The 13198-nt window shown below is 45.9% G+C and carries 13 protein-coding genes; 11 read left to right on the forward strand and 2 right to left on the reverse strand.

Going from position 1 to position 13198, the window contains the following annotated elements:
• The first annotated feature begins 3 nt into the window (after window positions 1-3).
• From trpD to L4B77_RS03485, 10 genes are all read left to right on the forward strand, one after another.
• Window positions 4-999, forward strand: a complete 996-nt coding sequence (gene trpD / locus L4B77_RS03440) for an anthranilate phosphoribosyltransferase (RefSeq protein ID WP_261837543.1) — start codon at window positions 4-6, stop codon at window positions 997-999.
• Between the two features lie 20 nt (window positions 1000-1019).
• Window positions 1020-2459, forward strand: coding sequence for a bifunctional indole-3-glycerol-phosphate synthase TrpC/phosphoribosylanthranilate isomerase TrpF (gene trpCF, locus L4B77_RS03445; RefSeq protein ID WP_372040057.1), 1440 nt, complete (start codon window positions 1020-1022; stop codon window positions 2457-2459).
• A gap of 123 nt (window positions 2460-2582) precedes the next feature.
• Complete coding sequence (gene trpB / locus L4B77_RS03450) at window positions 2583-3773, forward strand: tryptophan synthase subunit beta (RefSeq protein ID WP_372040058.1); 1191 nt, start codon at window positions 2583-2585, stop codon at window positions 3771-3773.
• Complete coding sequence (gene trpA / locus L4B77_RS03455) at window positions 3773-4579, forward strand: tryptophan synthase subunit alpha (RefSeq protein WP_429748504.1); 807 nt, start codon at window positions 3773-3775, stop codon at window positions 4577-4579. The genes trpB and trpA overlap by 1 nt, the downstream gene beginning before the upstream one ends.
• Before the next feature lie 375 nt (window positions 4580-4954).
• Window positions 4955-6214: a dicarboxylate/amino acid:cation symporter gene (locus L4B77_RS03460; protein WP_261837547.1), complete on the forward strand. Its 1260-nt coding sequence runs from the start codon at window positions 4955-4957 to the stop codon at window positions 6212-6214.
• A gap of 439 nt (window positions 6215-6653) precedes the next feature.
• Window positions 6654-6902 carry a hypothetical protein gene (locus L4B77_RS03465; protein WP_429748506.1) on the forward strand — a complete coding sequence of 83 codons (249 nt, stop codon included), beginning with the start codon at window positions 6654-6656 and terminating at the stop codon, window positions 6900-6902.
• Window positions 6903-7027: 125 nt separating this feature from the next.
• A complete protein-coding gene (locus tag L4B77_RS03470; RefSeq protein WP_429748508.1) occupies window positions 7028-7630 on the forward strand; it encodes a septation protein A in 603 nt (200 codons plus the stop codon).
• Between the two features lie 167 nt (window positions 7631-7797).
• Window positions 7798-8196 carry an acyl-CoA thioester hydrolase YciA gene (gene yciA, locus L4B77_RS03475; protein WP_261837549.1) on the forward strand — a complete coding sequence of 133 codons (399 nt, stop codon included), beginning with the start codon at window positions 7798-7800 and terminating at the stop codon, window positions 8194-8196.
• A gap of 195 nt (window positions 8197-8391) precedes the next feature.
• A complete protein-coding gene (locus tag L4B77_RS03480) occupies window positions 8392-8688 on the forward strand; it encodes a YciI family protein (RefSeq protein WP_429748510.1) in 297 nt (98 codons plus the stop codon).
• A 1-nt stretch (window position 8689) separates the two neighbouring features.
• Window positions 8690-9082 (forward strand): GspS/AspS pilotin family protein, encoded by a 393-nt coding sequence (locus L4B77_RS03485; protein ID WP_429748512.1) that lies wholly within the window; start codon window positions 8690-8692, stop codon window positions 9080-9082.
• Window positions 9083-9215: 133 nt separating this feature from the next.
• Here L4B77_RS03485 and metE read toward each other — a convergent pair whose 3' ends face one another.
• Window positions 9216-11561, reverse strand: coding sequence for a 5-methyltetrahydropteroyltriglutamate--homocysteine S-methyltransferase (gene metE, locus L4B77_RS03490; RefSeq protein ID WP_429748514.1), 2346 nt, complete (start codon window positions 11559-11561; stop codon window positions 9216-9218).
• Between the two features lie 279 nt (window positions 11562-11840).
• On the opposite strand from metE, the gene L4B77_RS03495 reads away from it, so the two are divergent.
• Window positions 11841-12752 (forward strand): LysR substrate-binding domain-containing protein, encoded by a 912-nt coding sequence (locus tag L4B77_RS03495; RefSeq protein ID WP_261837553.1) that lies wholly within the window; start codon window positions 11841-11843, stop codon window positions 12750-12752.
• A gap of 153 nt (window positions 12753-12905) precedes the next feature.
• On the opposite strand, the gene L4B77_RS03500 is transcribed toward L4B77_RS03495, so the two are convergent.
• Window positions 12906-13106, reverse strand: coding sequence for a DUF4250 domain-containing protein (locus L4B77_RS03500; protein WP_004736508.1), 201 nt, complete (start codon window positions 13104-13106; stop codon window positions 12906-12908).
• Window positions 13107-13198 lie beyond the last annotated feature (92 nt).

A 13198-nucleotide genomic window follows, 5' to 3' on the forward strand; every position in this document is an offset into this window, starting at 1 on the left:
ATCATGGAACAGATTAATAAACTTTACGAACAGCAGTCTCTTACTCAAGAAGAAAGCCAACAGTTGTTTGATGTGATCATCAAGGGCGAACTTGACCCTATCTTGATGGCTTCTGCGCTGACGGCACTGAAAATCAAAGGCGAAACGCCCGATGAGATCGCAGGTGCAGCGAAAGCTCTGCTGGCCAATGCAAACCCGTTCCCACGCCCTGATTACGATTTCGCAGACATCGTCGGTACCGGCGGCGACGGTCACAACACCATTAATATCTCGACGACGTCTGCTTTTGTTGCCGCAGCGTGTGGCTTAAAAGTCGCCAAGCACGGTAACCGCAGTGTATCAAGCAAATCAGGCTCTTCTGACCTACTGGATTCGTTTGGTATCAATCTAGCGATGACAGCTGAAGATACACGTGCGGCTGTTGATGAGCTTGGCGTCGCTTTCCTATTTGCTCCGCAGTATCACGTTGGTGTACGTCACGCGATGCCGGTGCGTCAAACAATGAAAACGCGCACTATCTTCAATATTCTTGGCCCACTGATTAACCCAGCTCGCCCTAACATCGAACTAATGGGGGTTTACAGCAAAGAACTCGTTCGCCCTATCGCAGAAACCATGCTGCAAATGGGCATCAAGCGTGCTGCGGTTGTTCACGGTAGCGGCCTAGATGAAGTGGCGATTCACGGCGAGACTATCGTTGCTGAAATTAAAGATGGCGAGATTCACGAATACACAGTGACACCGGCTGACTTTGGTTTAAACACCCACCCTCTTGAAGCGATTAAGGGCGGCGAGCCAGCAGAGAACAAAGCCATCACAACCGATATCCTGACGGGTAAAGGCAGTGATGCTCAAGTTGGCGCCGTCGCGGTCAACGTTGCGCTACTGATGCGCCTATTTGGTCACGAAGATCTAAAAGCCAATGCACAACAAGCGATTGATGCAATGAACTCAGGCAAAGCATACGAGCTGGTACAAAAGCTTGCTGCACACGCCTAACGAACGACGAGACAAAGAACATGACACAGACTACCGATAAACTGTCGACCCACGTTTCAGTCAAAGATACTGAAATGGCGGAAGTATTAGCCAAAATCGTTCGAGATAAATACCAATGGGTTGAAGCGCGTAAGCAGGCTCAACCATTGGGCGAGTTTAAAGCATCATTAACCACGACAGACCGCAGCTTTTATGATGCTCTGAGCAGCGAACAAACGGTTTTCATCACTGAATGTAAAAAGGCCTCTCCGTCGAAAGGGTTAATCCGTGACGAGTTTGATTTGGACTACATCGCATCGGTGTACAACAACCACGCCAATGCGATTTCAGTGCTGACCGACGAAAAGTACTTCCAAGGTGACTTTGAGTTTTTACCTAAAGTTCGCAGCGTTGCTAAGCAGCCTATCCTGTGTAAAGACTTCATGGTCGATACCTACCAAGTGTACTTAGCCCGTCACTATTCTGCTGACGCCATCTTGCTGATGCTATCGGTATTGAATGACGAAGAGTACCAAGCGCTGGCTGACGTTGCTCACTCACTCAACATGGGGATACTCACCGAGGTCAGCAACGAGCAAGAACTTCACCGTGCTGTCGCTTTAAATGCAAAAGTAATCGGCATTAATAACCGAAACCTTCGTGACCTTTCGACGGATTTAAATCGCACTAAAGCGCTGGCACCGCTGATTCGTGAACTGGCTCCAAACGCAGTGCTGATTTCAGAGTCTGGCATCTACACACATCAACAAGTTCGTGACCTTTCAACGTTTGCAGATGGCTTCCTAATCGGTAGCTCTCTAATGGCGGAGAAGAACCTTGAACTTGCGGTGCGTAAAGTCACGCTGGGCGAGAACAAGGTGTGTGGCCTAACCCACCCAGACGATGCAGCAAAAGCGTATCAAGCTGGTGCGGTATTCGGTGGTCTGATTTTCGTTGAAGCATCTAAGCGTTATGTGGATATCGAAGCGGCTCGTTTAACCATGAGCGGCGCACCCTTAAATTACGTCGGCGTGTTCCAAAATCACAGCGTAGCAGACGTGACGAAAACGGTATCTGAGCTCGGTCTGTTTGCTGTGCAACTGCACGGTGACGAGTCTCAAGCGTTTGTCGATGAACTAAAACAGTCACTACCTGAATGTGTTGAGATTTGGAAAGCTTACGGTGTTGATGCTGATGCTGAAGGCTCGCTGCCAGAATTACTGGAAAGCAACGTGACTCGCCACCTGTTAGATACTAAAGTGGGAGCTCAAACGGGTGGTACAGGCCAAGCATTCGACTGGAGCCTCATCAACAATCAAAGTGCAATCATGTTGGCGGGTGGTCTAAACCCAGACAATGCGAACCAAGCGGCTAAATTGGGCTGCTTAGGGTTAGACCTCAACTCTGGCGTTGAATCTGCGCCAGGTAAAAAAGATGCAGACAAGCTGCAACGCGCTTTTGCCGCGATTCGTAATTACTAAGCTTTTATACATTACGAGCCTAATGACTAGAAAACGATTTGTGGGCTTTGCCTTTTGCGAAGCTCAAACCAGATTAAATGACTTGGTGTAAATGCACATCAATAAAATTGAAGGAATAACACAATGGCTAAACTTGATGCCTACTTTGGTGAATACGGTGGTCAATACGTACCGCAGATCCTAGTACCAGCACTAGACCAACTAGAACAAGCGTTTATTGATGCACAAGCCGATCCTGAGTTCCGCAGCGAATTCATGACTCTCCTGCAAGAGTACGCGGGGCGACCAACGGCACTAACGCTCACTCGCAATCTGACTAAAGGTACAAAAACGAAACTGTACCTAAAACGTGAAGATCTCCTTCACGGCGGTGCTCACAAGACAAACCAAGTACTCGGTCAAGCGCTGCTTGCTAAACGTATGGGCAAAAATGAAATCATTGCTGAGACTGGCGCGGGTCAGCACGGCGTTGCAACCGCTCTAGCTTGTGCTCTACTCGGCCTTAAGTGTCGTGTTTACATGGGTGCAAAAGACGTTGAACGTCAAAGCCCGAACGTGTTCCGCATGAAACTCATGGGCGCAGAGGTTATCCCTGTTCATTCTGGCTCTTCAACGCTAAAAGACGCATGTAACGAAGCGCTACGTGACTGGTCTGCAACTTACGAAAAAGCGCACTACCTACTGGGTACTGCGGCTGGCCCTCACCCATTCCCAACGATCGTTCGAGATTTCCAGCGCATGATTGGTGAAGAAACCAAAAACCAGATCCTAGCGCGTGAAGGTCGCCTTCCAGATGCGGTTATCGCTTGTGTCGGTGGTGGTTCAAATGCTATCGGTATGTTCGCTGATTTCATTGAAGAAGAGTCCGTTCGTCTAATCGGCGTAGAGCCTGCTGGTAAAGGTATCGATACCGACCAACACGGTGCGCCACTTAAGCATGGTAAAACAGGCATTTTCTTTGGTATGAAAGCACCACTGATGCAAGATGAAAATGGCCAAGTAGAAGAATCTTACTCGGTCTCCGCAGGGCTTGATTTCCCATCCGTTGGTCCGCAACACGCTCACCTAAATGCCATTGGCCGCGCTGAATACGACAACGTAACCGATGACGAAGCACTGGAAGCGTTCCAATTGATTGCACGTAAAGAAGGTATTATTGCTGCGCTAGAGTCGTCCCATGCAGTGGCTCATGCCGTTAAAATGGCCCACGCTGATCCAGAGAAAGAGCAGCTATTGGTGGTTAACCTATCTGGCCGTGGTGACAAAGACATTTTCTCAGTACATGACATTCTTAAAGAGAAAGGAGAATTATAATGGATCGCTATCAATCACTCTTCACTCGCTTAGCGGAAAAGAATCAAGGCGCATTCGTACCATTCGTAACGGTTGGCGATCCTAACCCAGAGCAATCACTTAAGATTATGGAAACCTTAGTTGAAGCTGGTGCTGATGCGCTAGAGCTTGGTATTCCATTCTCTGATCCACTGGCTGATGGCCCAACAATCCAAGGCGCAAACATTCGTGCGTTAGAGTCAAAAGTCACACCCGATGTGTGCTTCGATCTTATTGGTCAAATTCGCGCTAAATACCCAGAACTGCCAATCGGCTTACTGATGTACGCAAACTTGGTCTATGCGCGTGGTATCGAGAATTTCTACCAGCGTTGTGCTAATGCAGGTATCGATTCAGTATTGATTGCGGATGTACCCACCAACGAGAGCGGCGAGTTTGTTGCTGCAGCTAACAAGTTTGGCGTTCACCCAATATTTATTGCTCCACCAACAGCAAGTGATGAGACGCTTCAATCGGTGTCTGAGCTCGGTGGTGGCTACACCTACCTACTTTCTCGTGCTGGCGTAACGGGTGCCGAAACCAAGGCAAACATGCCCGTAACGGCGCTGCTTGACCGCTTAAACCAGTTCGATGCGCCACCAGCACTGCTTGGATTCGGTATCTCTGCTCCAGAGCAAGTAAAAGAAGCAATCGAAGCTGGCGCTGCCGGGGCTATCTCTGGCTCAGCAGTTGTGAAAATCATTGAAAACCACGTTGAACAACCAGGCGCGATGCTTAAAGCATTGGCTGAATTTGTGACGCCAATGAAAGCCGCAACGCAGAAATAAGCAATAAGCAATAAGCTCCCACTCGTGCGACGATTTACACTGTGGGAGTTTTTCTTTAAACATACGCTCCCCCTATCAATTGTTACAGACTTGATCTAAACAGCACTTCACACAAACCCACGGCACGCCAATAACACCTCATCAAAACATAGTTTCAATTTATAAATCATAATGGCAAACCCACAAGCAAACGTTTGCTCTGAGCAATAAAACACCGGCTCATTTCGGATTATCGACTTTTAATGATATTTCACATTCGCTGATATTGATAAATGTAAAGGATACGTGTAAAACTCTTCGCGAAATATTTATCCAATGCGAAATCATACGTTGGTGAGTAATTCTGGGATTTTTATATTTAGTAGCACGGAGGTTATGGAAGTGTTAAAAGAAAAGAATTTACTAAGCAACATCGGCATTCAAGTCGTGATTGCTATGATCATCGGTACCGCAGTTGGTGCGATGATGGGCCACAACGCAACAATGTTCGCTCCTCTGGGGGCTATCTTTATCAACTTGATCAAGATGCTGGTCATTCCGCTTGTGGCGGTTGCGCTAATTTCAGGTGCCGCAGGTCTAGGCAATAGCTCATCAGCCGGTAAAGTGGGGATCGCAACACTGGGTTACTTTGCACTGACGTCTGCGCTTGCTGTCGCACTAGCGCTAGTCATGGGTGAAGTGTTCGAACCGGGTCATGGTATCGATGTAACGGGTGTTCAAGGCATGTTCTCTTCTGAATACGCTGCGAAAGGTGAACTTCCAACGTTCTGGGCAACCATCACAGGCATGATCCCTACCAACGTTTTTCAATCATTGAATGAAGCAAACATTCTACAAATTCTCGTTTTCTGCTTATTCTTTGGTATCGCAATTTCTAAACAAGCGAAAGAAAAACGTGATCCAATCATCAATGGTGTAAACACGATTGTTGACGCTATGGTTTGGATGATTAACAAAGTTATGATCATCGCTCCACTTGGCGTGTTCGGCCTAATGGCAGAAGCTGTGGGTACATTCGGTTTTGGCGCGCTTATGGTTGTGTTCAAACTGTTCGTTGTCTACATCGCTGCGATTGCGATCTTCGGCTTTGTGGCTTACCCACTGATGATTCAAATCTTCACTAAGACTTCTGCGAAAAAGTTCCTTGTTGCAATGAAGAAACCTCAAGCGGTTGCCCTATCAACAGCTTCTTCAATGGCGACGCTGCCAGTAACAATGGACACCGTTGAAAACGAGCTTGGTGTAAGAAAATCTACGGCTTCATTTGTTCTACCACTTGGTGCAACAATCAACATGAGTGGTAACGCAATTTACTACGGTCTGGTTGCTGTCTTCTTCGCACAACTGTTCAACATCGACCTATCGTTGGGTGCTTACGTTGCTATCATCATAACCTCTACATTGGGTGCGGTTGGCCAAGCCGGTGTTCCTGGTCCTTCATTCTTAGTTGTTGCGGTACTACTTGCAGCCGGTATTCCAATCGAAGGTCTACCTCTTCTATTCGCTCTAGACCGTATTTTCGATATGATCCGTACGGCTCTGAATATCACGGGTGATGCAGCGTGTGCAGTGATCGTTGATTCTCTAATCAAAGACGATGTGAAAGAAGCTGAACTGCAAAAACAGCAAGCGTAATAATTAAACGCTAAGTGGGTGGTGGCTTAAATTGGCACCACCAACCATGAATGAAAAATCCGAGAGCTTGACCGCCCTCGCGGATTTTTTATTTTTGGTATTGCCACTGGTTAGGCATTCATCTATAGACCAATCCGCGCCAAAGATATCAAACGTGACGTAATTAGAGATTGTCTTATCATCAATGTACAGTCGATCGTCAGAATGAGAAATTCACTATTCTCAAAATGAAACTATTTTATCTCTGTTACGTATTGATTGTCAGAGAATAGAACCTACCTTCCTTTAACTATATGAAAAGAAATTCAATTTTATTTGGTCGGGAATTTGTTCTGTTCCGTTGGAGAAAATGGCATTCGAATTGCTTTGTCATAGGTAACCCAACCAATCTTAAGCAGGTTGCACCGATATCACTGCAGCTTGTCACGGAGGATAGGCTATGACCTTACAAAGACATACGTATTACGGCTTAATTCACCATGGAATCAAAACCCTGTTAATGGACAGAATTGGCCACTTCACTGAGCGTGAATATCACGAGTATCTTGACCTTACAACCGGCAAATCGACGTGTTTCGCGATGAGTGAGCAAGAGCCTGAAAACACCTTAGACAATTTGAAGAGCGAAGGTTACCTTGAAGATATCAAGAAGCTGATACCTCGTTATCAAACCACATCAATGCGATAACACGTTCCGACACGATAAAGCGGTTAGATGTAATTAATTGGCACCCAATTGTCTCGGGCTATTTTGCATCGAGACAAATTTGGTTAGACTGTCTGCAACTCAACTAACTGGATATTCAGTGCCACATGAAACAAATTCTTGATTTCATACCTCTCATTATTTTCTTTGCGCTTTATAAGATGTACGACATCTATACCGCAACCGGTGCTTTGATCATCGCATCCGCAGTACAAATTGTTTTGATGTACTTAATTTATAGAAAAGTAGAAAAAATTCAGGTGATCACTTTCCTAGTGGTCGCGGTGTTTGGCGGCATGACCATTTCCCTGCATGACGATAACTTCATAAAATGGAAAGTCACCATCGTTTACGCACTGTTTTCTATCGGCCTGACAGTCAGCCATCTTATGGGTAAATCAGCGATTAAAAGGATGTTGGGCAAAGAGATTACACTGCCCGACGTCGTGTGGAGCAAAATTAACTGGGCATGGACCCTATTTTTTGCTGTTTGTGCACTCCTCAATATTTACGTTGCTTTCAACCTTCCTCTCGATGTTTGGGTGAATTTCAAAGTCTTCGGCTTGCTGATCGCGACCTTTGTTTTCACTTTGCTGACGGGAGCTTATATCTATAAGCATGTACCTAAAGATCAGTTTCAGCCCAAAGATCAAGATCAGCACCAAAACGAGCAACAAGCGCTCTCAGATCAAAATACTAAAGAAAAATAGCCGATTGCTAGCAACATTATCAACCGGCTATTTGGCCAATGATGCTCATGTTCATTGGCCCGTGATTTATTTTTGTTCGCAGAAGACATGAAAGGCAAGACCGCTGCAAGTCTGATAAACACCTCTATTTTTAATTGAAAACAATCAATACCATTAAGAGTACAACAATGACTATTCAATCAACTTTAAACCCGATTGGTTCTTTACTTCTTCGCACTTTAGCGATGCCCTCTGATACCAATGCAGCAGGCCAAATATTCGGCGGTTGGATAATGTCTCAACTGGATCTGGCGGGTGGTATACTGGCGAAAGAGATCTCTAACGGCAAGATTGTCACGGTTTCAGTATCGAGTATCGAGTTCAAGCAGCCAGTGTTAGTGGGTGACGTTGTGTGTGTTTATGGTGACTGTACTAAGATTGGTCGTAGTTCGATGAATATTGACTTAGAAGTATGGGTTAAACCTGTACTTGACCACGGCATCGGCGATCGTTACAAGGTGTGCGGTGCGACATTCAACTATGTCGCTGTCGATGAAAGTGGTAAGCCTCGTCCAATCAAAAAATAGTGTGTCTCATCGCGCTAGCGCATTCTAAGGTCTTTAGTCATTTTCATTAAAAAAAGCTGAAGACCTTGCTCCTCTCCCACCTCATTTCACAATTTCTTCTTATTCCCTCTTCCAATAGCCATTAGTTCGCGTAAATTAACCAGATAGCAAATTTAATCGCTGTCATTCAGTGAAGTAAAATAAGGATATCTCAACATGTGGTACGTAATTTTTTCTCAAGACGTCGAAAACTCATTAGCAAAGCGCCAAAGTGTTCGCCCACAACATTTAGAACGCCTGCAAACACTTCACGATGAAGGCCGACTTCTCACAGCCGGCCCTATGCCTGCTATCGATTCCGATAATCCAGGTGAAATGGGGTTCACTGGCTCGACTGTGATTGCTGAGTTCAATTCGATAGAAGACGCGCAAACATGGGCTGATGCAGACCCATACGTTGATGCGGGTGTCTACCAAAACGTCATCGTCAAACCATTCAAGAAAGTGTTTTAACGTGAAAAAATGGATTATTGTCTCAGTCGCTGTTGCGCTACTCTCTGGCTGTGCTTCAGCGGAGCGTGAGCAGCAAAGACAGCTGGAAATGATGGCACAAAACCGAGCGGGGGTTCTCTCTGCCGGCTTGCCGATCGAGTATGGTCCATTGTCGATCATGCGCGTGCTAGCCAAAAGCACCGTTATCGAACTTATGATGATCTACAACCAAGATGCCAAAGGGGCGAAACCTTTAAACCAAGTTGTAGAGATGAGTGTGAACAGCTATTGCACTAACTCTGAAGTAAGATCACACCTAGACATGGGACTGGCTTACAACATCAAGATTCGTAACACTCGAGGACAGTTGATGGTTGACAAGCTGATCACTAAAGAGACGTGTCAGAGCAGCTAGATTCGAGATTCGAACAAGCATCAATCCCAAAGGCCCCGCATCGCGAGGCCTTTGTTTTTAGGGCGTTACATTCTAACGAAGTTATCGAGGTTTTTAACAAGCTAGGATGACCCGTTATTGACTACGATTAGTATCAAGCTTCTGCGACGGTCCACTCTTTACGTAGCGCTTTAGTGGCTGCAACTAAATTAGCAAGTGCGGCTTCTGTTTCTGCCCAATTCCGGGTTTTAAGGCCGCAATCAGGGTTTGCCCATAAGCGTTCCACCGGAATTTTCTCAGCCGCTTTCTTAAGCAAGTCGATGATCCACTCTTCTGATGGAATGTTTGGTGAGTGAATATCATAAACACCAGGTCCAATCGCATTCGGATAATTAAACGCTTCAAACGCTTTGAGCAATTCCATATTCGAGCGAGAAGTTTCAATGGTAATCACATCGGCATCTAACGCAGCCACAGAATCAATGATCTCATTAAACTCGCTGTAACACATATGGGTATGAATTTGCGTTTCTGGCTTAGCGCTCGCGGCTGAAATTTTAAAGGCATCGACCGCCCACTCTAAGTATTCTGCATGGTCACGCTTTTTCAGCGGCAAGCCTTCACGAATGGCAGGTTCATCAATTTGAATAATGTTGATCCCTGCATCTTGTAGATCAGACACCTCATCACGCAGCGCAAACGCCAGTTGGTTGGTGATCTCTTTGCGAGAGATATCTTCACGTGGGAATGTCCAGCACAAGATAGTCACAGGCCCAGTCAGCATCCCTTTCATCTGCTTAGCTGTTAATGACTGAGCATACGTCGACCACTCCACCGTGATCGGTTTTTCACGTTCGATATCTGCGACCACAATCGCCGGTTTTACGCAGCGTGAACCATAACTCTGCACCCAACCAAATTGAGTGGTTTGGAAGCCGGCTAAGTTTTCTGCAAAGTACTCCACCATGTCATTGCGTTCCGCTTCGCCGTGTACAAGTACATCCAAATCTAACGCTTCTTGGCGCTTAACCGCATCGGCTATGTGGCCTTTCAATGCCGTGTTGTATTCCGCTTCACTCAGTTTGCCAGTACGGTAAGCACTGCGTTGAACACGGATCTCCCCTGTTTGTGGAAACGAACCAATGGTTGTGGTTGGTAACAACGGTAAGCCGAGTACTTCAGACTGATGCGCGGCACGTTCTGCGTATGGAGCACTGCGCTCAGCTAATGCTTTAGTTATGGTATTGATTCGAGCTTGCACTTGTGGCTTGTTCACATGTGTGGCGCTCTTGCGTGCAACAATCGGTTGGCTGTAAGTCTCACACGCCAAAATGGCATTTTGATCGCCATCCAACGCGGCCCCCAATAAGCTCACCTCAGTGACTTTCTGTTTGGCAAAAGCAAACCAACTCTTCACTTCTTCGCTGAGTGTATCTTCGAGTTCAAGGTCAACCGGGCTATGCAGCAACGAACATGAACTCGCGATCCACAATTTGTCTCCCAGCTTCTCTTTGACTGGCTGCAGTTTCTCGAGTAACGCCGCTAAATCAGCTCGCCAAACATTGCGTCCATTGATTACCCCCGCCGATAGCACCCAACCTTCAGGTAGTTTATTCACCACTTCATCAAGTTGTTGTGGTGCCGCAGCCAAATCAATGTGTACGCCATTCACTGGCAGCTTTATGATCTGGTCTAACGTATCGGTCACCGAATCAAAGTAAGTGGTAAGCAATAGTTTTACATCGCCTTGAATCACTTGATACGCCAGTTTGAATGAATCGACCCACTGGCTTTCAAGCTCAAGAGAAAGGATAGGTTCATCGATTTGCACCCACTCAACACCCAACTTAGTAAGTTTTGCTAAAATCGCTTGATAAGCGGTGAGAAGACGCGGAAGCAAAGATAAACGATCAAAGCCCGCTTCCACTTCTTTACCTAGGTATAAGTAAGACAGTGGACCAAGAAGGACAGGTTTTACGTTATGCCCCGCTGCAATCGCTTCACTCACTTCGTCAAACAGTTGTGGCCAACTCACTTCAAAGGTGTCGTCTTTACTGAACTCAGGAACAATGTAGTGGTAGTTAGTGTTGAACCACTTAGTCATGTCGGAAGCCGCTGCACCATCTTTAGCGCTTTCAGCGCCGTGTTTACCACCACAACAGGTGGATTGTGTTTGAGATTGTCCACGCCCAACTCGAAATAAAGTATCTAAATCTGGGAAGGCTTTTTCATCTTCTGATCCACCAGCATGACGTTTCGGCACATGACCGAGAAGCAGAGTCGTTGTTAGAACATGGTCGTACCATGCGAAGTCACCCGCTGTTGCAAAGCTTAGATTTGCGTCAGCTTGTACCTTCCAGTTACGATTTCTCAGTTCACTGCCGAGTTGCTTTAACGCCGATTGACCAATTTCGCCGCGCCAGTACTTCTCTAGTGTGAATTTAAGTTCACGTTTTTCGCCGATACGTGGGTAACCTAAAATATGCGTTGTTGTCGTCATAAACCTGTTCCTTATTCAATAATTTTAATATCCAGTCAGACGGCCTATCCGATTAAATCTTTTCAAAGAAGGCGTCTGGATGGCTAAACTATCTACCTAATCTGAACGATCAACAACGTCCAAATATTCATCTTGTTTATTAATAATTTTCATTTTGAATAATCTTAAGATAAAAAATAAAAATCCATCTGGACATCTAGACGTTTACAAAAGCTCAAAAACCCCGTAGGGTGATTATTAAGAAATATTGAATTGGCTTAGGGAATATGAGGAATACTCATGATAGAGCTTAAACACCTTCGAACATTAACCACCTTGAGAGACAGCGGCTCGCTAACAGCGACGGCAACTTCTCTCCATCTGACTCAGTCGGCACTTTCTCATCAATTGAAAGATCTTGAAGCACGTATTGGCGGCCAGCTTTTCCTCCGTAAAACTAGGCCCGTAAAATTCACCTCTGAAGGGGAGATATTGCTTAAGCTGGCAGATGAGATACAACCCAAAGTCGCGAAAGCAGAAAACGAGCTCGCGAGCCTAAAGGAGGATGTGAATGGTCGGTTGCACATGGCGATCGAGTGTCACTCGTGTTTTCAATGGTTGATGCCTGCCCTGAAAGAGTACCAAGTGGCATGGCCAACCGTCACCCTTGACTTTTCATCAGGCTTTGGCTTTGAGCCCCTACCTGCGTTAATGGCTGGCGAATTAGATTTGGTGATTACCTCTGATATCCAGCCGCGTTCTGAGGTGCACTACGAACCGCTGTTCGATTTTGAAATGCGCTTGATTACTGCTATTAACTCACCTTTAGCGGAAAAGCAGATCATTGAGCCGCAAGACCTGAGTGATATCACCATGCTCTCCTACCCTGTTCAAAAGCAGCGTCTCGATGTTGTGAAGCACTTTTTACAACCCGCAGGCGTCGACCCTAAAAAATGGAAACAGGCAGACAACACGTTAATGTTGGTACAAATGGTATCGGCAGGCTTAGGGGTCGCTGCACTACCCAACTGGGCGATCAGTGAGTTTTCAAGGCAAGGGTTGATCGCCAGCAAACCATTGGGCAAAGGGCTATCAAGACGCCTATTTGCAGCAGTCAGAAATTCAGAAAAAGACAAACGTTACCTACAAGCTTTTTTTAGCACCGCAAGGCAGCAAAGTAAGAGTCACTTAGATGGGATTAAGGTTGTTTAACAGATTCCGTGTTGGGCGAGTTTGAGCAGTGTTAGCTTCACTAGGCAACCGTCAGAAACAAGAAAGTCACAGACCATCTGTGACTTTTTTATTATCAATACAGACAATAGCGACACTTTTTCATTCACGATAGCTGATGCACTCGTCCGCTATTTATCTTGGGTAAGACTTAAACTGATTCGTCAATGGATCGTACTGGTAGCCAAGCATATCAAGCTTACCCACGACACTCTCTATATCCATTTCATACATACTGATCAGTTCTTCAAAGCTATCGCATTCTAAACGAAGTTTTTCATTCACGATGCCCAGCAAAATAATGCTATCGAAACCTTTAACGTTGCTTAAATCCATCTCGAACTCCTTACGAACACACCGACTAGAGTTAAGTTTAGAACGCTTACCCGCGCCACGCTAAAAAACCGATCACACTTCTTGACGAAAGT

Origin of the sequence: Vibrio minamisatsumaniensis, from assembly GCF_050337445.1 — a bacterium.
Classification (GTDB): Bacteria; Pseudomonadota; Gammaproteobacteria; order Enterobacterales; family Vibrionaceae; genus Vibrio; species Vibrio artabrorum.

Coding starts and splice junctions, on each gene's coding strand:
- trpD (WP_261837543.1), top strand. CDS start 4: ATGGAACAGATTAATAAACTTTACGAACAGCAGTCTCTTACTCAAGAA.
- trpCF (WP_372040057.1), top strand. CDS start 1,020: ATGACACAGACTACCGATAAACTGTCGACCCACGTTTCAGTCAAAGAT.
- trpB (WP_372040058.1), top strand. CDS start 2,583: ATGGCTAAACTTGATGCCTACTTTGGTGAATACGGTGGTCAATACGTA.
- trpA (WP_429748504.1), top strand. CDS start 3,773: ATGGATCGCTATCAATCACTCTTCACTCGCTTAGCGGAAAAGAATCAA.
- L4B77_RS03460 (WP_261837547.1), top strand. CDS start 4,955: ATGGAAGTGTTAAAAGAAAAGAATTTACTAAGCAACATCGGCATTCAA.
- L4B77_RS03465 (WP_429748506.1), top strand. CDS start 6,654: ATGACCTTACAAAGACATACGTATTACGGCTTAATTCACCATGGAATC.
- L4B77_RS03470 (WP_429748508.1), top strand. CDS start 7,028: ATGAAACAAATTCTTGATTTCATACCTCTCATTATTTTCTTTGCGCTT.
- yciA (WP_261837549.1), top strand. CDS start 7,798: ATGACTATTCAATCAACTTTAAACCCGATTGGTTCTTTACTTCTTCGC.
- L4B77_RS03480 (WP_429748510.1), top strand. CDS start 8,392: ATGTGGTACGTAATTTTTTCTCAAGACGTCGAAAACTCATTAGCAAAG.
- metE (WP_429748514.1), bottom strand. CDS start 11,561: ATGACGACAACAACGCATATTTTAGGTTACCCACGTATCGGCGAAAAA.
- L4B77_RS03495 (WP_261837553.1), top strand. CDS start 11,841: ATGATAGAGCTTAAACACCTTCGAACATTAACCACCTTGAGAGACAGC.
- L4B77_RS03500 (WP_004736508.1), bottom strand. CDS start 13,106: ATGGATTTAAGCAACGTTAAAGGTTTCGATAGCATTATTTTGCTGGGC.